The sequence below is a fragment of the Nocardia sp. NPDC058519 genome (assembly GCF_042719755.1).
Lineage (GTDB): Bacteria > Actinomycetota > Actinomycetes > Mycobacteriales > Mycobacteriaceae > Nocardia.
This window is the reverse complement of record NZ_JBHXNK010000008.1, coordinates 53,091-74,629: the sequence shown is the minus strand read 5'-3', so window position 1 is coordinate 74,629 and position 21,539 is coordinate 53,091. Positions and strand designations below refer to the sequence as shown.

Here is a 21,539-nt window from a genome sequence, read left to right as displayed (position 1 = left end):
GGGTACGGATGGTGCAATTAATTCATGGCACCTGAACTGAAAACCTCAGCCACCCTCGGTTCGGTATTCGAGGCGATCGATCCGGATAACCCCGACTTCTTGCACTTGCAGCGAATTGTGAGCAAGTTGGTTCCTTTCGGCACCCACGCGGGTACCGAAATCACCGAAATCGGTCCGCACCGCGCGATCGTGGAGATTCCCGACGAGCCCTACATCCTCAACCACCTGCGTACCGTGCACGCGGGTGCGCAGTTCCTGGCCGCCGATATCGCCGGCGCGTGCGCCTTCGTCGGCGCGCTGGCGTCACGGTTGTCCGCCATCGACACGTTGGTGCTGCGTGACGCGCGGCTGTCGTTCCGCAAGCCCGCCATCGGCCGGATCCGGGCGATCGGGGTCATCGACCCGAGCGACGTCGCGACGGTGCTGGCGGCCAAGGGCGGCCAGCGGCTTGACGTGGACGCGCGGGCGCTGATGTACGACGCGGCGGGTGTGCTGGTCGGCAAGGTCGCGCTCGATTACGTCTGCACCCTGGCCGCGGAGGCGTGATGAGCGAGCAACGCACCGAGATCGCCGGGCTGGAATCGACCACCGTCGCCACCCCCGACGGCGCCGCGCTGGCGGTACGCCTGCTGCCGCAAGCGGATCCGGCCGCACCGGTCGTGCTGATCCTGCCCGCGATGGCCATCAAAGCGAAGTACTACCTGCCGCTGGTCACGGCCTTGCATGCGGCCGGACTCACGGCCGCGGTCCTCGATCTGCGCGCGCAGGGCGAGAGCAAGCCCGCACTGGGGGAGGGCCCCGGGTTCGGCTATCGCGAGCTGATCGAGGTCGACCTGCCCGCCGTCGCGGACGCGCTGCGCGAGCGGTTCCCGCAGGCACCGCTGCACCTGTTCGGGCACAGCCTCGGTGGACAGCTCGCGCTGCTGTTCGCGGCGGCCGAACCGGATCGGGTCGCGAGCATCACCACGATCGGCACCGGCTCGGTGTACTGGTGGTCGTTCGAACTGCGCAGGCGCCTCGAGGTGCTGGCGCGCGGGCTGTCGGTGGGTGCGGTCACCCGGCTGCGCGGCCGGTGGACCGGCGGTGGCGGCATCGGGCCGATGACCGCGGGCGTCATGCTCGACTGGGCCAGGCACCTGCGGACCGGCAGCTACCGGCCCAGCGGCAGCACCCGCGACTACGACCGTCTGCTGCGCGAATTCACGCTGCCGGTGCTGCTCATCTCGCTCGACGGCGACCCGCTCGGTCCCGAGTCGACGGTGCGTTTCCTGAGCAACCGGATGCGCGCGGCCCAGCAGCACCGCTGGCACATCGACCGGACCTCGGGCATGACCCACATCGGCCATGCGTCGTGGGTGAAGGACAGCGAAGTCCTCGCGCCGACCGTCGCGGCCTGGATCGCCGAAGGCCGACCGCCCCGCTGACGAGCGGACCGGCCGCCTCGCCGCACGAAGGCCGACCGCGGCGACGGCGGTCGTCGTTCGCGGCGACGACCGTTCGGTGGCACCTCTCGACAGTGACCTCCCGACAGTGACCTCTGCCCTCGGGCTCTCAGAAGGATTGGCACAGTGACGATTTCCCTTGCACCCTCGGCACTCGCCAGGGACGACAATTCCATCTACCGTGCGCTGTCGGAATTGGACAAGCCGGTCTTCGTGGTACGTGACGATCGCGGTGTCGCGGTGACCACCGACGCCGGTGCCGCCCGCGGGGCGCAAGTGCTGGCCGCCGCGCCGGCGCTGCGGCCGGAAGCGCTGGGCAACAACGAGTTCCGGCAGACCCACGGGGTGGGCTACGCCTACCACGCCGGCGCGATGGCCAACGGGATCGCCTCGGCCTCGATGGTGGTCGCGATGGCACGAGCGGGCATGCTCGCCTCGTTCGGTGCCGCCGGCGTGCTGCCTGCCCGGATCGACGAGGCCCTGGCCACCATCGGTCGCGAGGCACCGGGAAAACCCTTCGCCTGCAACCTGATCCACAGCCCCAGCGAAACCGCGCTGGAGCGGGCGATCGTCGACGCGTGTCTGCGGCACGAGGTGCGCTGCGTCGAGGCGTCGGCGTTCCTCGACCTGACCCCGCAGGTGGTGCGCTACCGGCTGGCCGGCTTGCACCGTGACCCGAACGGTCAGGTGGTCGCCCGAAACCGGGTGATCGCCAAGGTCTCTCGCGCCGAGGTCGCCGAACTGTTCCTGCGACCGGCACCGGATCATCTGGTGCGCGGACTGCTCGACGCGGGGGAGATCACCGCCGAGCAGGCCGAGCTGGCGGCCTCGATCCCGATGGCCGACGACATCACCGGTGAGGCGGATTCCGGTGGCCACACCGACCGTCGTCCGCTGGTGGTGCTGCTGCCCTCGCTGCTGGCGGTGCGCGAGCGGATCCAGCGCGAATACGGCTACGCCCAGCGGGTCCGGGTCGGCGCGGCCGGCGGTATCGGTACCCCGGCGGCCGCCGCGGCGGCCTTCGGGATGGGTGCCTCCTATGTGGTCACCGGGTCGGTCAACCAGGCCACTGTCGAAGCGGCGCAGTCCGATACGGCGAAGCGGCTGCTGGCCTCGGCGGGCGTCGCCGACACCACCATGGCGCCCTCGTCGGACATGTTCGAACTCGGCGTGGATGTTCAGGTGCTGCAACGCGGCACGATGTTCGCGAGCCGGGCACGGCGCCTGTACGACACCTATCGACGCTACGACGGCATCGAGGCGATCCCCGCCGCCGAGCGCGCCGAGATCGAGCAGCGGATCCTGGCTCGTTCGTTCGACGAGGTGTGGAACGACTGCCTCGGCTACTTCCGTGAGCGCGACCCCGAGCAGATCGCGCGCGCCGAGGGGAACCCGAAACGCCGGATGGCACTGATCTTCCGGTGGTATCTGGGCCGGTCGTCCGGCTGGAGCACGGCCGCGACGCCCGAGCGCACCCTCGACTATCAGATCTGGTGCGGGCCCGCGATGGGCGCGTTCAACGACTGGGTCGCCGGAACCTACCTGGCCGCACCGGCACACCGCCACGTCGCCGAGGTCGGGCTCCAGATCATGCGCGGCGCGGCCTTCGCCACCCGCGTGAGTCAGTTGCGCGCGGCGGGCGTACGGCTGCCGGGTAGCTGCTCGACCTACGTTCCGGCCCCGCTGACCGGCATCGAGTCGCGATGAGTAGCGCCGTGCAAGAAGGCAGTGCCGTGCAGGCAAACAGTGCCGTGGAGAGGCCGCGGGTCGCGCAGGAATACAGTGTCGCGCCACTGGTCACCATGGCCGATGACGACAACTTGGCCAACGTGGTGTTCCGCAAAGCAGCGGCCGACCCGTCGGCCGTTGTGTTCAGCCGTAAGACGGCCGAGGGCTGGCTCGACGTCGACTACGACGAGTTCGCACGGCTCGTCCTGGGACTCGCGAAAGGTTTGCTGGCCAACGGGATCGGCGTCGGCGATCGGGTGCTGATCCTCGGCGGGACCAGTTTCGAATGGTCGGCGGCGGACTTCGCCGTGCTGAGCGTGGGCGCGCTGGCAGTACCGGTGTATCCCACGTCGTCGGCCGAGCAGATCCAGCACATCGTGGCCGATGCCCGCCCCAGCGCGTGTTTCGTGGAGACGACCGAACAGTGCGAGCTGATCGGCGCGGCCGCGGGGGAGGACCTGCGCGGCCGGGCCTGGCTGCTCGGTTCGTCGTTGCCTGCGCTGATCGAGCAGGGCGAACCGATCACCGACGCCGAGGCAGGCGAACGTCGGCTGGCGGTGCGCGCCGACGAGGTCGCGACGATCGTCTACACCAGCGGCACGACGGGCGTGCCCAAGGGCTGCCTGCTGACGCACCGCAATATCTTCGCCGCCGCGGCCAACGTGGTCGAGCTCCTCGACATCGTGTTCCGCCGCACCCCCACCGATCCCGCGTCGACACTGCTGTTCCTCCCGCTCGCGCACGTGTACGGGCGGGTCGTGCAGTTCGGCTGTGTATTGGCCGGGGTCCGCACGGGATTGGTCGCCACTCCCGCGCAACTGCCCGCCGAGCTGCCGATCTTTCAACCGACATTCCTGATCGGCGTCCCGTACGTCCTGGAGAAGATCCGCAAGGCAGCGCGCCAGGCGCTCGGCAGCGCTCGGTACGACGCCGCGGAGGCGGCGGCGATCGCTGTCGGCCATGCGCGCAGGCGCGGTGAGCAGCCTCCGGCGAGCGCGGTGATCGACGCGGAGATCGGCAAGCAGTGGCGCGGCATGCTCGGCGGACGACTCGAGCACATGGTCGCGGGCGGCGCCTCGCTGGAACCGTCGACGGCGGACTTCTTCACCGGGATCGGTGTGGAGATCATCGGCGCGTACGGTCTGACCGAGGCCTCGTCGACGGTCAGTATGAGTGCGCCGCACGCGAATCGGGCGGGCGCGGTCGGCAGGCCGGTGCCGGGCACGACCATCGCGATCGCCGACGACGGCGAGATCCTGGTCCGCGGCCCGCAGGTCTTCCCCGGGTACTGGCCCGATGGCGGGCACCCGGCCGAGAACTGGCTGGCCACCGGTGATCTCGGCCGGCTCGACGAGGACGGATTCCTGTTCATCACGGGTCGGCGCAAGGAGATCATCGTCACCAGCGGTGGCAAGAACGTGGCGCCCGCGCCGCTCGAGGACCGGGTTCGCCTGCACGCCTTGGTCAGCAACTGCATGCTCGTCGGTGAAGGCCGACCGTATGTGACCGCCCTGATCACCGTCGATCCGGTGGTGCTGGCCCGCTGGGCCGCGGAGCGGGGAGTCGATCTGTCCGGCGGTGTCCCGACCGAGGACGCGCAGTTGCTCGCGGAGATCTCCGCCGGGGTCGAGGCGGCGAACCGGCTCGTCTCCCGTGCGGAGTCGATTCGCCGGTTCGCCGTTCTCGCGGAGGACTTCTCGATGGAGAAGGGTCAGCTGACGGCGTCGTTGCGGCTGCGCCGCGCGGCGATCGAAGCCGACTTCGCCGCCGTCATCGCCGAGCTCTACCCCGGCTGACCCGCGGCCAGCCAGCAGAAGTACTCGAGATCCACCTTCGCGAGCAAGGCACCACTGTCGTCGTGCAGCAGGGCCTTTCCGGTGATGTCGAACTGCTCCTCGGTCCTGCGCCCGACCACGTCGGCCAGGATCGGGGAGCTCACCGTCCCACTGGCGCGGATCCGGCCGCGGGCAGGCCGGAAGAAGGTGGCCTTGGTGCTGCGCAGCACGAACGTTCGCACATGCAGGATGCGCGGGGCGATGATGCCGGAAAACGCGCCGGCACAGGCTACTTCGGCGGCGAGGAACAACGCGCCCGCATGCACTGTGCCGAGGTGATTGCTCATCTGCGGCGCCTCGGGGATCTCGGCCACCGCCGAGCCGGGGCCGAGCTCGGTCATGCGCACCCCCACCAGATTCACGAACGGCACGAGCGTGTCGACGGTCTTGCGGATCTGTTCGTAGTCCGGCGTCGCGGCACCGGTCATATTCGTCAGCCGAGCCTGCGCTGCGGCGATTCCGGGGGCTGGTTCATTTCCAGTTGGCATGCCCCAATTAGCCCATATCCAACCGTTTTGCGTGATGAACGGAAGTTGAATTCAATTATTCATCCGAGCTGCCGGATCGCTAATACTCGACGCCATTGTTCGGGAACACCTATTCATGTAATCCGATTGGAAATCGGTACGCGAATCGTGCGGTTCGACTCCGTAAAATCGCTACCGGGGCCATAAGCGTTTCATTTACTGAGGAGTCACCCTGATGTATGACGCGATTGTTGTCGGCGCGCGGTGCGCCGGTTCACCGGTCGGCATGTTGCTGGCGAGGCAGGGGCATCGGGTCCTGGTGGTCGACCGTGCCACCTTCCCCAGCGACACCATCTCGACGCACTACATTCAGCAGCGCGGAGTGGCGCGCCTGCAGGAGTGGGGTCTGCTCGACAAGCTGATCGCCACCGGCGTGCCGCCGATCAAGCACATGACGGTGTCCTACCGTGACATCGTTATCGCGGGCTTCGCCGATCCCATCAAGGGGATCGACGCCACCTACGCGCCGCGGCGCACCGAACTCGACGCGATCCTGGTCGAGGGCGCCGAGGCGGCCGGCGCCGAGGTTCGCACCGGCTACACCGTCAGCGAGCTGATCATCGAGGACGGCGCGGTCGTCGGTATCCGCGGTTCGGTGGCCGGTGGCGAGATCGCCGAGGAGCGGGCCCGCATCGTGATCGGCGCGGACGGCACCAACTCGTTCGTCGCCAATGCCGTTGGCGCCGAGACGTATACGAAGGTCGCGGCCGAGTGCTTCGTCTACTACACCTACTACAGCGGGCTGTCGCAGCCTTCGTTCCACAGCCGCATCGGCGACAAGCAGCAGATCGGCATCTGGCCGACCCACAACGACCAGACCCTGGTCGCGGTCATGCGCAAGATCGAGACGTACCCGGACTTCCGCGCCGACGTCGAGGCCAACTTCGTGAAGGTCGCCCGCGAGATCCTGCCCGAGTTCGCCGAGGAACTGGTTACCAAGGGCAAGCGTGAGGACCGTTTCTACCCGATGCGGTATCCGGACAACTACCGCCGTCAGTCGCACGGCGAAGGCTGGGCACTGGTCGGGGACGCGGGCTACCACAAGGACCCGTTCACCGGGCTCGGGATCTCCGACGCGTTCGACTACGCGGCACTGCTCGCCGAGCGGGTGCACGAAGGTCTGACCGACCAGCGCCCCATGGCCGAGGCGCTCGCCGATTACCAGCGCGAGCGTGACGAGAAATCGCAGTCGAGTTTCGAATTCACCTGCACGATTTCCACGCTCGAACTGACCCCGCAATTGCTGGCTGTTTTCCGCGCGCTGGAAAGCAACGAAGAATATACCAAGGACTTCTACGCGATGGTCGGCGGCGGAATGACGGGCGAGGAATTCTTCGCGCCCGAACGTATCGCGAAATTGCTCGGTGCAAACGCATGAGCTGATGGTGCTCGGTGACAGTTTCGCGGAGGGGCGCGGCGGTTCGGTCAATGCCGACGGCTCCTTCGCGGGATTTGTCGCCCGCGTCGAGCACCTGCTCGGAATCTCCGGTGCGACACTGAACCTCGGTTCCTACGGGGCCACCACCCAAGATGTCATCGATCGGCAGCTGCCGATCGCTCTCGCCGCCGATGCTCCGCTGATCGGCGTGATCGTCGGCGGAAACGACCTGGTCACCGACTACGACCGGGATCGGTTCCGCCGCAACCTGCGTCAGATCTATGCCGGGCTGGCGCGCCCGGATCGGCTGGTGTTCACCACGAACTGGCCGAATATTCCGGACCGCCTGCCCGGCCTGCCCGAATCCTTGCGCACGGTCTTGCGGTCGCGATTCGCGCAAGCCAACGACTATCTCGACGACCTCGTCCACGAGTTCGATCTCGTGCGACTCGATTTGGTGAACGCACCCATCACCGCGGACCCGGTCATGTGGTCCCCGGACGGCATGCATCCGAGTCCGGCGGGCCATCAGCTCATCGGCACGGCGATGGCCGACCTCATCGACGAGGTCCGGACTGTGCGAGTTTCGCAACTCTGAGTAGAAGACAGGGATAGCACATGAACGACCACCTTCGGCCCTCCGAAGACCCGGCCATGACGCGGCGATTAGCCGATACTCCGATTGCGATCGTAGGACTGAGCGGCCTGTTCCCGATGGCCGCGAACTTCCGTGACTTCTGGCAGAACGTCGTCGACGCCGCGGACTGCATGTCCGACGTTCCGGCCACGCACTGGAACCTCGACGACTACTACGACGCCGACCCGACGGTGCCCGACAAGACCTATTGCCGCCGTGGCGGTTTCGTGCCCGAGATGCCGTTCAGCGTCACCGAGTTCGGGCTGCCGCCCAACCAGCTCGAGGTCACCACGGTCGTGCAGTTGCTGAGCCTGCTCGTCGCCCGTGACGTGCTCGCCGACGCGGGCGCGGTCGGGTCGGACTGGTACCGGCCCGAGCGCACCGGTGTGGTGCTCGGCGTCGCCGGGCCGACGACGTTGTCGCACCCACTGGCCGCCCGCCTGTCGACGCCGGTGCTCAAGGAGGTCATCCGCAGTTGTGGGCTGACCCAGGCCGACGCCGAGCAGATCGCGCAGAAGTACGCCGACGCCTTCCCGTCGTGGGAGGAGAACTCGTTCCCCGGTCTGCTGGGCAATGTGATCGCGGGCCGGGTCGCCAACCGCCTCGACCTCGGCGGCATGAACTGCACCGTCGACGCGGCGTGCGCGAGCTCGCTGTCGGCGGTCCACGTCGCGATCAGCGAGCTGGTGTCCGGTCGCGCCGACATGATGATCACCGGTGGCTGTGACACCGAGAACTCGATCTTCGGCTACCTGTGCTTCAGCAAGGTCGGGGCGCTGTCGCGCTCGGGCGTCATCAAGCCGCTCGACGACAGTGCCGACGGCACCCTGGTCGGCGAGGGCATCGGCATGATCGCGCTCAAGCGACTCGCCGACGCCGAGCGCGACGGTGACCGGGTGTACGCGGTGATCAAGGGCATCGGATCCTCGAGCGACGGGCGCTTCAAGAGCATCTACGCCCCGCGCGCCGAGGGACAGCAGGCGGCACTGCGCCGCGCCTACGAGGACGCGGACTGCTCGCCCGCCACGATCGGGCTGTTCGAGGCGCATGCCACCGGCACCCGCGTCGGCGATCAGACCGAGCTCGCCGCCTTGAACGCGGTGCTGCGCGAGGCGACCGACGAGACCGGATACGCCGCGATCGGCAGCGTGAAGTCCCAGATCGGCCATACCAAGGGCGCCGCCGGTGCGGCCAGCCTGATCAAGCTCGCGCTGGCGTTGCATCACAAGGTGCTGCCGCCGACGATCAATGTCACCGCGCCCAACAAGGCACTCGACGACTCGTCGCCGCTCTACATCAACACCAGGACCCGGCCGTGGATCCGCGATCCGCACCGGCCGCAGCGTCGCGCGGCCGCGTCGGCGATGGGCTTCGGCGGCACCAACTTCCACGCGATCCTCGAGGAGGCAGGTGGCGATCGCGGACACGCGCTGACGATGCACCGCACCGCGCGGGTCCAGCTGTGGCACGCCGCCTCGCCGACCGAACTGGCGAGCCTGCTGAGCTCGGACGCCGCCCCGAACGGCGACGCCGGGATTCCGGCCGAGCACGCCCGCATCGGATTCGTGGCACGCGACGACGAGGAAGCTCAGGCGCTGCGCGCACTGGCGGTGACCGAACTCGCCGGTGACGCCGACGAGTGGACTCACCCGCGCGGCATCGTCTATCGCCGACGGGCCATGTCCGATCTGAAGATCGGCGCGCTGTTCGCCGGTCAGGGCAGCCAGTACGTGGACATGGGTCTGTCCGCGGTGCTGAACAACCCCACCGTGGCCACCGCCTTCGACGAGGCCAACGCGGTGTTCGCCGACGCGGCCCGGCCGCCGGCCGCGGTGGTGTTCCCGTCGCCGGTCTTCGACCCCGAGGTGCGCAACGCCCAGGAGGCGATGCTGCGGCGCACCGAATTCGCGCAGCCCGCGATCGCGGCGCTGTCGGTGGGGCAGTACCGGTTCCTGTCCGAGCGCGGTCTGACCTGCGCCGGGTTCATGGGCCACAGCTTCGGTGAGCTGACCGCGCTGTGGGCGGTGGATTCGCTCGACACTGCCGACTACTTCACCCTCGCCAGGGCGCGTGGCGCGGCAATGGCGATCGACACCGACGCCGACGCGGGCACGATGGCCGCGGTGCAGGCCGACCGCGAACAGGTCAGCGCGATCCTCGCCGATCATCCCGATGTGAGCGTGTGCAATCACAACGCACCCGACCAGGTGGTGGTCGGTGGCGGCACCGCGGCCGTCGCGGAATTCGTCGCGGCGGGCCGTGCGCGCGGGCTGACCGTGCGTGAGTTGCCGGTGGCCGGAGCGTTCCACACCCGCTACGTCGCCCACGCGGTCGAGCCGTTCAAGGCCGCGGTGAAGAGTGTCGGTATTCGCGCTCCGAAGGCCAAGATCTACGCGAATTCCCGTGACGCCGAATACGGTTCGCGCGTCGCGACCAACCGTAAGGTGCTCACCGAGCAGCTGCTCGAAACCGTCGAGTTCGTGGCGGGCCTGCGGGCCATGCAGGCTGACGGCTGCAATGTGTTCGTCGAGTTCGGGCCGAAGGCCACGCTCACCTCGCTGGTGCGCCGGACCCTCGGCGCCGAGGTCATCGCCCTCTCGACCGACCAGGGGCCGACCGGCGACAGCGATGTGGCGCTCAAGAAGGCCGCGCTGCAGCTGGCGGTGCTCGGTGCGCCGATCGTCGACATCCACCGCCACGACGCCGCACCGTTCGCCGTGCCGGAGGCGCCCGGCATGGTTGTCCGGCTCAACGGCCGCGACTTCGTGCCGGAATCTCGTAAGGAGCTCTACCGCAAGGGAATCGAGGAGCACGTCGTGTTGGAAGCTGTCACGCAGGCGCGGGTAGCCGCCGAGACCGAGGCCGCGGCACAGGCGCAGGTGGTCGCACAAGCGCACGCGGCGGCGCAGGAGCGAGTCGTCGCCGAGACCTACGCCGCCGCTCAGGCGCAGGCGGCTACGGAAACGCCCACCGCCACTCGGGAACTGGTGACCGTGGAAGCTCCGGCCTCCGCGCAGGTTCAGGCGGGGTCGACCGTCGGAAGTCAGTACGGGACGGGACTCGACGCGGCCGCCCAGCAGCACCTCGACATCCACAGCCGGTACGCGCAGGGCCAGCTCGAGGTCGCCGAAGGACTGGTCTCGGTATTGCGCGACGCGCAGCGCACGGGCGGTGCCGATGATCGCCTCCACGCGACAGTGCACGCCATCAAGGAGCAGAGCCTGGCGATCGGCCGGACCCACGTCCGGGTCAACGAGATCCTCGCCTCGCTGTCCGGCCTCGAGCTCGGATCCCCGGCGCCGAGCGTTGAAGCCCCGAGTCGGAACGGGACGAACGGCTTCCACGCCGAACTCCCCTCCGGCAACGGAAACGGCAGCCACACCTACGCGGCAGCGCGTCTCGACCAGCAGGCGCCCATGGTGCCTACGGTTCCGGAGGCGCACCCGCAATCGCCTGCCCCACAGCCGAATCCGGCTCCTGATTTCGCCGCAGACTCGGCGCACCGGGCGGTCGACACCGCGGCAGTGCCTGTGGCCGTCGCGGTGACCGAGCCCGCGGCCCTCGATGCCGACGCGGTGTGGTCGGTGTTGTCGCAGGTCGTTTCGGAGAAGACCGGCTACCCGCCGGAGATGCTGGCGCTGTCGCTGGATCTGGAAGCCGATCTCGGTGTGGACTCGATCAAGCGGGTTCAGATCATGGGTGCGGTCGGTGAGCGCATCGACGGTGTGCCCGCTGTCGGTCCCGAGCAGGTCGCGGAACTGCGCACGCTCAGCGACATCGTCGACTTCGTCGCCGGCTCCGCTGCGCCCGCACCGGCCGCCACCCCGGCGCCCGCAGTGGCCGCGGGTTCAGCAGCCGTGCAGGACAGCGAACGTGGACTTCAGCCGGGGACCGACCGCGACGGGATCGAGGACGATCCAGTGCTGCTGCGGATCGTGCCGGTCGAACTTCCCGACATCGACCGCGTCACCGAGCTCTACGCCGCAGAGCGGACAGCCCTGATCGTCGACCACGGTGACAACACCGCGGCGACTCTCGCGAGTGGCCTCGAGCATCAGGGATGGACCGTGCACACGGCCACCGTCGCTGCCCGCGACGACGCCGGAGTAGCCGCATGGGACGGCGCCACCGTGCAGGGGGCGATCGAGTCCGCGCTGAAAGATGTTGCGCGGCTGGATCTGTGCCTGACTGTGTTGCCCGCGGACAGCCAGTGGCTGGTGGGCGGTCACCGGCTCGCCGACACCATCCACACCGCCACGCTGGTGCACGACCGCCTGGTGGCGACCGCCGAAGCCGGTACACGAGCGGCGTTCGTCACCCTCACCCGAATCGACGGCGTGCTCGGCCACCGAGGTGAACGAGCGGCTGCCGCCGCCGTTGTCGGCGGGGTCAGCGGTCTGGTGAAGACCCTCGCGCAGGAAGCGCCCGGACTGTTCTGCCGGGCATTGGATCTCTCGCCGCAGCTGAGCGACGAGGCACTGATCGTCTCCTTCCTCGCCGAACTCGACGACGCCGCGATCGACGCTCGCGAAGTCGGGGTCGACGCCGACCGCACCCGCTGGACGCTGCGCCCGCAGGCGGTCGACAGTTCCGCCTCGGCCACCGAACTCGCCCTCACCACCGACGACGTTCTCGTCGTCACCGGTGGCGCACGGGGTGTGACCGCGCGGTGTGTTCGGGAACTGGCCGCTCGCCGGGCCTGCGAGTTCCTCTTGCTCGGACGCACCGAACTCGAGGACGAACCGGAATGGGCGGCCGGTGTCGCCGACGACGCCCTCAAGGCCGCCGCCATCGCCGCCGTGCGCGCCGCGGGTGAGCAGCCGACACCGAAACAGGTCGACCGGATCACCCGAAACCTGCTGGCGCAGCGTGAGATCCGCGCGACCGTCGAAGCGGTGGCCCAGACCGGCGCGCGGGTGCGCTACCTCGCGGTCGACATCACCGATGCCGAAGCCACCGAGCGTGCACTCGCCGAGGACGCGGGCCGGGTCACCGGCATCGTGCACGGTGCGGGCGCACTGGCCGATTCCCTGCTCCCCGCCAAAACCGCCGACGACATCCGCCTCGTTCTCGCGACCAAGCTGGACGGGCTTTACAACGTGGTCAGCGCCCTGCGCGATGCCACGCTCGGCCATCTCATCCTGTTCGGGTCGGTGGCCGGGGTCTACGGCAATCCGGGTCAGGCCGACTACGCGGTCGCCAACGAAGCCCTCAACCGGGCCGCGGTGAGCTGGCGACGGCAGGGCCTCGCCGGGCATGTCACCACCGTCAACTGGGGTGCCTGGGACGGCGGCATGGTGACTCCGCAGTTGCGCGAAGTCTTCCTCGCCCGCGGTGTCGCCCTGCTCGGGATGGACGCCGGTGCCCGGATGTTCGCCGAGCAGTTCGGCCCCGGTCGCGCCGACGACGTGTCGGTGCTCGTCGGTCCGGCGGCCCCGCTGGCCACGGCGGTAACCCTCACCCCGACAAGCCCTTTCACCACCTACCGCGATCTCGCACCACTGGCCGCGGACCCGGTGATCGGCGACCATCGAGTCGGCAAGTTCCCGGTGTTCCCGGCCGCCGCCGGACTCGGCTGGGCGATCAATGTGCTCGAGCGTGCCAACCCCGGCCTGCGGGTCGTGGAATGCACCGGCTTCGAGGTGCTTCGGGGAATCGTGTACGACGGGAAGGACGAGCGCTCCTACCGGCTCGAGGTGCAGGCCGGCACGGCCGTCGACGACCGGCTGAGCGTCACGGTCTGGATCCGCAGCGACGAACCCGGCAAGGCGCTGGCGCCGTCGCACTTCACCGGAACGTTCGTCCTGGCCGCCGAAACCTGGCCTGCCCCGGTACTTTCCGGCTGGCCGGGCTACGCGATCGGTGAGGGGCCGGAGAACGGGCTCGACGTCTACCGTGCCGCGGACCTGTTCCACGGGCCCCTGCTGCAGGGAGTCCGCCGCATTCTGGAACGCGCCGAACGCCGCCTCGTCGTCGAAGCCGAGCTTCCCGACACCCGGATCGGCACCGGTAATTACGCGGGGGCACTGCACAGCCCGGTCATGGCCGATGTCGTGATCCAGTCCGGTGCGCTGCTCGGTGTGTGGTTCATGAACTCGGCCTGCTTGCCGCTGTCCATCGGGCGCATCGAGTACTTCGCCCCGCTGCCCGACGCCGGTCCTTTCGTGGTGCTGGTCGACGACCTGCGCGTCAACGCGAACGGCACGGAGGTCACCGTGACAGTCACCGCGTGTGAGCCGAACGGCACTGTGCTGCAGCGCTATTCCGATCTCGCGGTCATCGCCACCCCGGAGATGACCGAGAAGTTCGCCGAGGCTGTGCGCTTGCGCGAGCAGCGCGCGTGAGCATCGTCGATGTCAGGAACGGAGATCCGATGACCACCACACCACTGGACACCCTCGACTTCGACGGTGAGCCCTTCGACGTCCTCGCCTGGTCGCTGGCACTGGAGCCTGCCACCAGCCCCGCCCCGCAACCGTCGACCGCACCGGCACCCCAACAGTCCATCGCACCGGCGGCTCCCTCGGTACCCGCGATGCAGCCGTCCACCGTGCCGGTACAACGACCCACCGCACCAGCGCGCTCGGTCACCGCGCCGGTGGTGGCGGGCAACGTGCCCGCCGACCCCATTTCCGCGCTGCTGCAAGAGGTTCGGTCCGAGCTGGTCGCCGCACACCTGTCGGCGATGGACGTACAGACCGCATTGCAGCGGCGTGCGCTCGACACCCTCGGTCGCCACGAGCAGAGCGCCCGGACTGTCCAGGAACCCGTACCCGCCCCTGCTACCTGGGCCGAACAGTCCTTCGCGGTCATGATCGACCACGCGCCGGCGACCGGCCTCACGGTCTCCGCCGCGCCGGGACACCCGGTGGTTTTCGAGCTGCCACCGCCCGCGACCACCATGAATGCCTTCAAGTTCCTGGCTCGCACACCGATCACCGCCGTGGACGGCACCGCTCTCGCCGCACTGGGCAGGGGCGAAGTCGCTGCCGTTTTCGGCCCGGCCTACGACCAGGAAGGCGTCAACCCCGACATTCGGCTGACCGAGGGCACCCACGCAAACCTCACCGAGGTGCTCGAGATCGCCGGTCGCGAAGGCCCATGGGCCAGAGGTCGATTGCGGGCGACGTGCCGGATCGATGGCCCCGATCCGGTCACCGCGGCAACCGAGCTCACCTGGCAGGCCGCCCAGGTCCTCGCGGTGCGCGCGGGCCTGCAGCTGTGCCTGGCAGGCGCCCGATTCCAGGCGGGCGAGCCACTCGAAGTGACCGTGTCCGCACCGATGGCAGGACCCGCCGAGCTGATCGCCGACGTGGTCCAGATCGACCTGCTGCCGCGCCCCTGGCTCCGGGTCGATGCCGAAATCCGTTGCGCGGGAGTAGTAGTGGCCCGCGTCCACGGCCTCACCCTGGAGATCAGGGAGGAACAGGGACTGCCGATCGGTCCCGACGCCGGCGGTGAGATTCCCCGATTCCTCGGCCGCCGCAACGTCTTCGGTCAGCGTGCCCTGCTCGGCGAGTTCCATATGACCCACAGCGCCCGCGGCGACCTCGGCATCGCGCTCGGCCCGGAGTTCTCGGCCTACGCGGGCCGCCGGGCCACGCGCATGCCCAACCACGGACTCCAGCTCTGCGACCGGGTGATGGCCGTCGACGGCCGACGTGGCAGGCTCGAAAAGGGCAGCTCGCACACCGAGTACGACTCGCCCGCCGACTCCTGGTACTACACGGAATCGGCCAATGCCTCCATGCCCAACGTCGTCTACATGGAGACCTCCCTGCAGTCCGCGCTGCTGCTGGGCTACTTCCTCGGCGCCACCCTCACCTCGCCCCAGGAGGACTTCAGTCTGCGCAATCTCGACGGCTCCGCGACGGTGCTGCGCGAGGTCGACCTGCGGGACAAGACGATCCAGCAGACCAGCAGGCTGATCGACACCACCGTCCTGGTCGGTGTCGTGTTGCAGACCTTCTCCTACGAGCTCGCGGTGGACGGTGAACCGTTCTACGCGGGGGAGTCGCTGTTCGGCTTCTTCAACGCCCCGGCGCTGGCGAACCAGAACGGACTCGACAACGGCGAGTTCGTGCCGACGTGGCTCGACAGCCAGGAACAACGCCCCGCTGTCCGCGTGATCGACGTGGCCGCGAGACGAGCCGCGGGCACCGGCATCCCGTGCGCGACCGGGCACCTGGCGATGCTCGACCGCATCGAGACCGTCGACGGCGCAGGCGCCTTCGGGCTCGGCTATCTGCGTGCCACCCGTGCGGTCGGCGCAGGCGATTGGTTCTTCGGCTACCACTTCTATCTCGACCCCGTGATGCCGGGATCCCTCGGTGTCGAGGCGGTGATCCAGGCGATGCAGGAGTGGACGGTGGACACCGGTCTCGCCGCCGAGCTGGTCGCGCCGGAGTTCGTCCTCCCGGTCGGGGTGGCGTTGTCGTGGCGCTATCGCGGGCAGATCCTGGCCGGCGACGAGCAGATGACCCTCGAGGTGCACATCAAGAGCGTCGAACGGCGCCCCGGCCGGATCCGGGTGATCGCCGACGCGAGCGTCTGGAAACCGGCCATGCGGATCTACGAACTCATCGATGTCGCCGTGGAGTTGCGCGATGCCGACGCCCAACCCTGGTGAGGTGCACGGGCATCCGGTGATCGTCGCCGATGCCGCACCCTCATCGATTCGGTGGTTGCCGGTCCTGGTGCTGGCGCTCGGCGCGTTCTGCGCCGGGACCGACAACTACCTCGTCGCCGGGGTACTGACACCGATGGCGGCCGACCTGCGGGTCTCCGTCGCCGGTGCCGGACTGTTCGTCACCGGCTACTCCCTGGCCTACGCCCTCGCCGCGCCCGTCGTGGTCACCGCGCTGCGGGTGCGTTCGCCACGGCGGCTGCTGCTCACCGCGATCGCGCTGTTCGCCGTCGTCAATCTGCTTGCCGCGCTGGCTTGGTCGCCGTGGGTGATGGCGGTGGCTCGCATCGGGGCCGGGTGCGTCGCGGGGATCTATGTGCCCCTCGCGGCCGCGACGGCTGCCGGGATGGCCACAGCGGACCGTCGAGGACGGGCGCTGGCGGTCATCCTCGGTGGCATCTCGATCGCCACCGTGGCGGGTGTGCCGCTCGGGGTGTGGGTGGCCGGGCTGTCGTCGTGGCGGATGGCGTTCGTCGTCGTCGCCGTGGTGGCGCTGATCACGACTGCCGGTGTGGCGTGGACGGTTCCGGCGGGCGACACCACACCTGTGGTGTCGCTGCGCCGGCGCCTCGCACCCTTGCGTCACCCACCGGTGTGGCTGGGGCTCGCGGTGACGATCTCCGGAATGACCGCGGGATTGATGATCTTCACCTACGTCGGCCCGATCTATGCCGAGGTCCCGGCCGTGGGAGCGGCCTATGTCGGCGCGCTGATCATGGCGCACGGCGTCGGGGCGATGGTCGGCCTGTGGGGCGGGAGCATGCTGGTCGACCGATTCGGTGCGCGGCCGGTACTTCTGGGCGCGTTGACGATCTTCACCGCGAACCTGGCCTGGCAGCCGATCGCCGCGCACACCCTGGCGACCACCGTCGCCTTCGTCACGGTGTGGGGTGTGGTCGGCTGGGCCTTCCTGCCCGCGCAGCAGCACAGCATGATCGCCGACGCGACCCCCGAGCAGGCACCGATGTTGCTGTCGCTCAACGGGTCGGCGATGTATCTCGGGGCCGCCCTCGGCTCTGCGATCGGCGGAGCCGTCATCGCGGTCTTCGGTACCGATCACATCTGGATGTTCGCCACCGGCTTCGGCGCGATCAGTGTCGCGCTGTCGCTGATCCGTCATAAACAATTCCGATCCGGCGATCGGCAATTGTCACACGCCGTCGCCGACCGCTGAACACACGGTTACGGTACTAATGTTCAGCCCGGTTTCTATACCGCTGAGGTGAATTGAACAATGAACTCCGATCCGCGCAGAAAAACGATCAGTAGTCCCTATATCCACCGACTGCAACGGCGCCACTTCCTGTTGTTCGATATTCTCCCGATCATCGGCACGGTCGTAGCTTTCGCCTTCCTGCTGGTCCGGCCCTTCGGTGTGCTGGAATTCGCCCTGCTCTTCGTGATGTGGCTGCTCACCGGACTCGCCGTCACCGTCGGCTATCACCGGCTGTTCACCCACCGCACGTTCAAAGCGGCGCCGTGGGTGTCATGGGTTCTCGCGATCCTCGGTTCGATGGCAGGCCAGGGCCCGGTCATCTCCTGGGTCGCCCTGCACCGGCGCCACCACGAATACAGCGATCGTGAGGGCGACCCGCACTCACCCAACCTCGCCGGTGACGGCCTGCGCGGTGCGCTGCGCGGCCTGGCCCACTCGCATTTCCTGTGGATGCGCCGCCACGAATACCCCAATGTGGTGCACTACGCACCCGACCTGATCAAAGACCGGGGCCTGGTCCGCATCGCCCGCCTCTACTACTACTGGGTGGCGCTCGGGCTGCTGATCCCGACCGTGATCGGCGGCCTGGTCTCGTGGAGCTGGACCGGCGCCGTCGCCGGCCTGCTGTGGGGTGGGCTGGTGCGCATCTTCGTCCTCGAACACATCGTCTGGGCGATCAATTCGTTCCTGCACATGTTCGGCACCCGCAATTACGAATCCCGCGAGAACAGCCACAACGGTGGCGTATTCGCCCTGGCGACGCTGGGGGAGTCGTGGCACAACAATCACCACGCGTTTCCCGAGTCGCCCTCCTTCGGGTTGGACTGGTATCGACTCGACCCCGGTTTCTGGCTCATCAGAACACTGGCATTCTGTGGTCTCGCCTGGGACCTGAAAATGCCGTCCGCCGAACGCATGGCAGCCAAGCGAATCTAAGGAATTCTCACCGTGGATACGAGTAAAGAAGCCATTGTCACCTGGTGCCAGGAATACCTCGCGAGTCTGCTCGAGGTACCGGCCGCCACCATCGACCCGGCCACCGATTTCGACCGCCTCGGCATCGACTCGGCGCTCGCCGTCGCGCTGCTGATCGAGGTCGAGGACCGCTACGGTGTCGATCTGGCACCCGAGGACCTGTTCGACAACCCGAACCTCGACGCCGTCGCCGCCTACCTGCACGAGCAGAGCCGGCGGAGTGTGGGGTAGCGATGTCGGTCCATACCGAGCGGTCCACCGCGGCCGCCGCAGCGATCCGTCACCACTACGACGCGGGCAACGATTTCTACCGGCTCTGGCTCGACGAGTCGTTGACCTATTCCTGCGCACTGCGCGAAAACCCGGACGACACACTGGAACTCGCCCAGGACCGCAAGCTGCGCTTCCACCTGGACGCGATCGACGCCGAGCGCGCCGCGACCGTGCTCGACATCGGTTGTGGCTGGGGCGCGATCCTCGAGCGGCTGGCACACGCCGGGGTCGCCAGGTCCGTCGGGCTGACGCTGAGCCCCGAGCAGGCCGAGTTCGTGCGATCGCGCGCCTACCCCGGCGTCGAAGTGCGGACCGAGAACTGGCTGCACTACGAGCCGGACACCCGATTCGACGGCATCATCTCGATCGGCGCCTTCGAACACTTCGCTACTCCTGACGATTCGCCGGACGAGAAGATCGGTGTGTACCGGGAGTTCTTCACGCGGTGCCGCGATTGGCTCGAGCCCGACGGCACGCTGTCGCTGCAGACCATCGCCTACGCGAACATGTCGCGCGAACAGGCCAGTGCCTTCATGCAGCAGGAGATCTTCCCCGACGCCGACCTGCCGACCCTGGCCGAGATCACCGCCGCGGCCGAGGGACTGTTCGAGGTGCGCTCGATCAGCAACGGGCGCCTCGACTACGCCTGGACCTGTGAACAGTGGGCGCGCAGGCTGCGGGCCCACCGCGCAGAGGCCACCGAGATCGTCGGCGGCGATGTGGTGGCCCGCTACGAGCGCTACCTCAAGCTGTCGGCGCTCGGTTTCCGGATGGGCAAGATCGGCCTGCTTCGGCTCGTGCTGGTGCCCTACCGCACCGGATTCTTCACCGACCGCGTGCGGTCGGCATGACCACGCATTCGCCCGAACCCGTCGCGGCGACCAGGACACGGGTCCGGTTCAATCCGTTCAGTGCCGAGTTCCGGCACGACCCGTATCCGCTCTACCAGCAGTTGCGCGAGGCCGAACCGGTGCACCGGACGCTGGGCATGTGGGTGCTCACCCGGCATGCCGAAGTCCGTGGGGTGCTGCACGATCGCTCGTTCGGCGCCGGTCTGATTCCCAGTCTGGTGAGCAGACAGGCCGAGCGGCTCGGGCCCTGCAGCGTCGCGCAGATCGAACGGCTCGGGCGGAAGTCGTTGGTGTTCACCGACAATCCCGATCACGCGCGGTTGCGCGGACTGGTGAACCGGGTGTTCACCGCCCGGTCGGTGGAGTCGCTGCGCCCGCTGGTGACCCGGGTCGCCGGCGACCTGATGGAACGGGCCTGGCGCGACGGCGGCATGGACGTGATCGCGGACCTGGCCGCGCCGCTGCCGGTGGCCGTGCTGTGTGAGTGGATGGACCTGCCCGAGCCGTTGCGCGCGCAGGTCGGGCCGTGGACCCACGACATCCGATTCCTGCTCGAACCCGGCATGATGAAAGCCGGGGACTTCGAGCGGGTCTGCGCGGTGGTCGAGGAGTTCGCCGCGGCCATCGATGCCGTGTTGCCCGAGCGGCGAGCCCGGCCCGGCACCGATCTGATCAGCCAGTTGCTCGCCGCGCGGACCGCGGGCGGGGACGTGCTGACCGACGAGGAACTGGTGTTCGTCTGCATCATGTGTTTCGTCGCAGGCAACGAGACCACCAAATCGCTGATCGGCAACGGGACGCTCGCCCTGCTGCGGCACCCCGAGCAGGCCGCGCTGCTGCGCCGCGGGCCGGAATCGGTCGAGGCGGCGGTCACCGAGGCCCTGCGCTACGACCCTCCGCTGCAGTTGACCAAGCGCCTGGCCACCCGTGATATCCAGCTCGACGGTGCGTCGATCTCGGCGGGCGAGCAGATCCTGGTGTGTCTGGGCGCGGCCAACCGCGACCCCGCCGTCTTCGCCAGGCCCGACGAGTTCGACCTGACTCGCACCGGCGGTGGGCATCTCGGATTCGGCCACGGCATGCACGGCTGCCTGGGCGGGCTGCTCGCCGAACTGCAGGCACAGGTCGCCTTCGAGTACCTGTTCGTCCGTTCGGACGACCTGGCACCCCGGTCGGCCGACCTCGAGTGGCAGGACCACAGTTTCATCGTGCGCGGCCTGAAAAGCCTTCCCGTCGATGTGCGGCGGGCACGATGACGGGCACCGGACTGGTCAAATCGTGGTTGCGCAGCGACGCCGCGCCCGCCGAGGTGCGGCTGGTGTGTATCCCGCACGCGGGCGCCGGGGCGTCGTCGTTCAACCGCTGGCCGGAGCTGTTCGGACCCGAGATCGGGGTGGTCCGGGTCCAGCTGCCCGGCCGCGAGGACGTCGCGCAACATCCGCCGCTGCACCGGGTCGGCGAGGCGGTCGGCGAATTGGTCGGCCAGATAACCGAATCGGGCGAAGAGCCGGTAGCGATCTACGGCCACAGCATGGGCGCGCTGATCGCCTATGAACTGGCTCGCGCGCTGACCGTCGCGGGCAGGCCACCGGTCCACCTGTTCGTGTCCGGTCGCCGAGCACCACACCTGGCGGCGAGTCGCGCGGTCCTGCATCGCCTGCCCGACAACGACTTCGCCGACGCGATGGCCGCGATGGGAGCGTGGGGCGCGGCGGGCCGCAGCGCGAGTTTCCTGCGGTACGCGCTGCCGCTGACCCGGGCGGACCTGGAGTTGTCCGAGGAGTACAGCCACCAGCCGCGGCCCCGGCTCGGCTGCCCGATCGCGACGTTCTACGGCACCGAGGACCCGATCGCCGATCCGGACGAGGTGTGGGCGTGGGGCTCGCTCACCGACGGCCCGTTCGCCACACACGAGTTCACCGGTGATCACCTGTTCCACCATCGACATCGCGCGGCTATCGCGGCGATCATGACCGCCGCCCTGACCTGAG

The 21,539-nt window shown here is 68.6% G+C and carries 15 protein-coding genes; 14 read left to right on the top strand and 1 reads right to left on the bottom strand.

Features of this window, described 5'->3' with window-relative positions:
• The first annotated feature begins 24 nt into the window (after positions 1–24).
• The 4 genes from ACFWPK_RS11985 (at position 25) to ACFWPK_RS11970 (ending at position 4,966) form a co-directional block, all read left to right on the top strand.
• Complete coding sequence (locus ACFWPK_RS11985) at positions 25–546, top strand: DUF4442 domain-containing protein (protein WP_378914637.1); 522 nt, start codon at positions 25–27, stop codon at positions 544–546.
• Positions 546–1,424 (top strand): alpha/beta fold hydrolase, encoded by an 879-nt coding sequence (locus ACFWPK_RS11980; protein ID WP_378914635.1) that lies wholly within the window; start codon positions 546–548, stop codon positions 1,422–1,424. Before ACFWPK_RS11985 ends, ACFWPK_RS11980 begins: the two co-directional genes overlap by 1 nt.
• Positions 1,425–1,568: 144 nt before the next feature.
• Positions 1,569–3,149 carry a PfaD family polyunsaturated fatty acid/polyketide biosynthesis protein gene (locus tag ACFWPK_RS11975; protein WP_378914632.1) on the top strand — a complete coding sequence of 527 codons (1,581 nt, stop codon included), beginning with the start codon at positions 1,569–1,571 and terminating at the stop codon, positions 3,147–3,149.
• Positions 3,146–4,966, top strand: a complete 1,821-nt coding sequence (locus tag ACFWPK_RS11970; RefSeq protein ID WP_378914630.1) for an AMP-dependent synthetase/ligase — start codon at positions 3,146–3,148, stop codon at positions 4,964–4,966. Before ACFWPK_RS11975 ends, ACFWPK_RS11970 begins: the two co-directional genes overlap by 4 nt.
• Here the strand turns inward: ACFWPK_RS11970 and ACFWPK_RS11965 are convergent.
• A complete protein-coding gene (locus ACFWPK_RS11965) occupies positions 4,954–5,493 on the bottom strand; it encodes a PaaI family thioesterase (RefSeq protein ID WP_378914628.1) in 540 nt (179 codons plus the stop codon). The genes ACFWPK_RS11970 and ACFWPK_RS11965 overlap by 13 nt on opposite strands.
• Before the next feature lie 214 nt (positions 5,494–5,707).
• Between ACFWPK_RS11965 and ACFWPK_RS11960 the strand changes: the two genes are divergently transcribed.
• From ACFWPK_RS11960 to ACFWPK_RS11915, 10 genes are read left to right on the top strand one after another with little or no spacing between them, the layout of a single operon-like run.
• Positions 5,708–6,910, top strand: a complete 1,203-nt coding sequence (locus ACFWPK_RS11960) for an NAD(P)/FAD-dependent oxidoreductase (protein WP_378914626.1) — start codon at positions 5,708–5,710, stop codon at positions 6,908–6,910.
• Positions 6,897–7,508 (top strand): GDSL-type esterase/lipase family protein, encoded by a 612-nt coding sequence (locus ACFWPK_RS11955; RefSeq protein ID WP_378914624.1) that lies wholly within the window; start codon positions 6,897–6,899, stop codon positions 7,506–7,508. The genes ACFWPK_RS11960 and ACFWPK_RS11955 overlap by 14 nt, the downstream gene beginning before the upstream one ends.
• Positions 7,509–7,528: 20 nt before the next feature.
• A complete protein-coding gene (locus tag ACFWPK_RS11950; RefSeq protein WP_378914622.1) occupies positions 7,529–13,891 on the top strand; it encodes an SDR family NAD(P)-dependent oxidoreductase in 6,363 nt (2,120 codons plus the stop codon).
• A gap of 29 nt (positions 13,892–13,920) precedes the next feature.
• The gene (locus ACFWPK_RS11945) at positions 13,921–16,176 is read left to right on the top strand and encodes a beta-ketoacyl synthase (protein WP_378914620.1); all 2,256 of its coding nucleotides are present in this window, start codon (positions 13,921–13,923) and stop codon (positions 16,174–16,176) included.
• The gene (locus tag ACFWPK_RS11940) at positions 16,154–17,407 is read left to right on the top strand and encodes an MFS transporter (RefSeq protein ID WP_378914617.1); all 1,254 of its coding nucleotides are present in this window, start codon (positions 16,154–16,156) and stop codon (positions 17,405–17,407) included. Before ACFWPK_RS11945 ends, ACFWPK_RS11940 begins: the two co-directional genes overlap by 23 nt.
• Before the next feature lie 60 nt (positions 17,408–17,467).
• Entirely contained in the window at positions 17,468–18,385 is a 918-nt protein-coding gene (locus ACFWPK_RS11935; RefSeq protein ID WP_378914614.1) for an acyl-CoA desaturase, read from the top strand.
• A 12-nt stretch (positions 18,386–18,397) separates the two neighbouring features.
• Positions 18,398–18,655 (top strand): acyl carrier protein, encoded by a 258-nt coding sequence (locus ACFWPK_RS11930; RefSeq protein ID WP_056810906.1) that lies wholly within the window; start codon positions 18,398–18,400, stop codon positions 18,653–18,655.
• A 2-nt stretch (positions 18,656–18,657) separates the two neighbouring features.
• The gene (locus ACFWPK_RS11925; RefSeq protein ID WP_378914612.1) at positions 18,658–19,548 is read left to right on the top strand and encodes a class I SAM-dependent methyltransferase; all 891 of its coding nucleotides are present in this window, start codon (positions 18,658–18,660) and stop codon (positions 19,546–19,548) included.
• Positions 19,545–20,804, top strand: a complete 1,260-nt coding sequence (locus tag ACFWPK_RS11920; protein WP_378914610.1) for a cytochrome P450 — start codon at positions 19,545–19,547, stop codon at positions 20,802–20,804. The genes ACFWPK_RS11925 and ACFWPK_RS11920 overlap by 4 nt, the downstream gene beginning before the upstream one ends.
• On the top strand, positions 20,801–21,538 hold the full coding sequence (locus ACFWPK_RS11915; protein WP_378914608.1) for a thioesterase II family protein: 738 nt from the start codon (positions 20,801–20,803) through the stop codon (positions 21,536–21,538). Before ACFWPK_RS11920 ends, ACFWPK_RS11915 begins: the two co-directional genes overlap by 4 nt.
• Position 21,539: the final 1 nt, after the last annotated feature.

Excerpts from the sequence above, each read along its gene's own strand:
- ACFWPK_RS11985 (WP_378914637.1), top strand. The coding sequence starts at position 25 with ATGGCACCTGAACTGAAAACCTCAGCCACCCTCGGTTCGGTATTCGAG.
- ACFWPK_RS11980 (WP_378914635.1), top strand. The coding sequence starts at position 546 with ATGAGCGAGCAACGCACCGAGATCGCCGGGCTGGAATCGACCACCGTC.
- ACFWPK_RS11970 (WP_378914630.1), top strand. The coding sequence starts at position 3,146 with ATGAGTAGCGCCGTGCAAGAAGGCAGTGCCGTGCAGGCAAACAGTGCC.
- ACFWPK_RS11965 (WP_378914628.1), bottom strand. The coding sequence starts at position 5,493 with ATGCCAACTGGAAATGAACCAGCCCCCGGAATCGCCGCAGCGCAGGCT.
- ACFWPK_RS11960 (WP_378914626.1), top strand. The coding sequence starts at position 5,708 with ATGTATGACGCGATTGTTGTCGGCGCGCGGTGCGCCGGTTCACCGGTC.
- ACFWPK_RS11950 (WP_378914622.1), top strand. The coding sequence starts at position 7,529 with ATGAACGACCACCTTCGGCCCTCCGAAGACCCGGCCATGACGCGGCGA.
- ACFWPK_RS11945 (WP_378914620.1), top strand. The coding sequence starts at position 13,921 with ATGACCACCACACCACTGGACACCCTCGACTTCGACGGTGAGCCCTTC.
- ACFWPK_RS11940 (WP_378914617.1), top strand. The coding sequence starts at position 16,154 with ATGCCGACGCCCAACCCTGGTGAGGTGCACGGGCATCCGGTGATCGTC.
- ACFWPK_RS11935 (WP_378914614.1), top strand. The coding sequence starts at position 17,468 with ATGAACTCCGATCCGCGCAGAAAAACGATCAGTAGTCCCTATATCCAC.
- ACFWPK_RS11925 (WP_378914612.1), top strand. The coding sequence starts at position 18,658 with ATGTCGGTCCATACCGAGCGGTCCACCGCGGCCGCCGCAGCGATCCGT.
- ACFWPK_RS11920 (WP_378914610.1), top strand. The coding sequence starts at position 19,545 with ATGACCACGCATTCGCCCGAACCCGTCGCGGCGACCAGGACACGGGTC.
- ACFWPK_RS11915 (WP_378914608.1), top strand. The coding sequence starts at position 20,801 with ATGACGGGCACCGGACTGGTCAAATCGTGGTTGCGCAGCGACGCCGCG.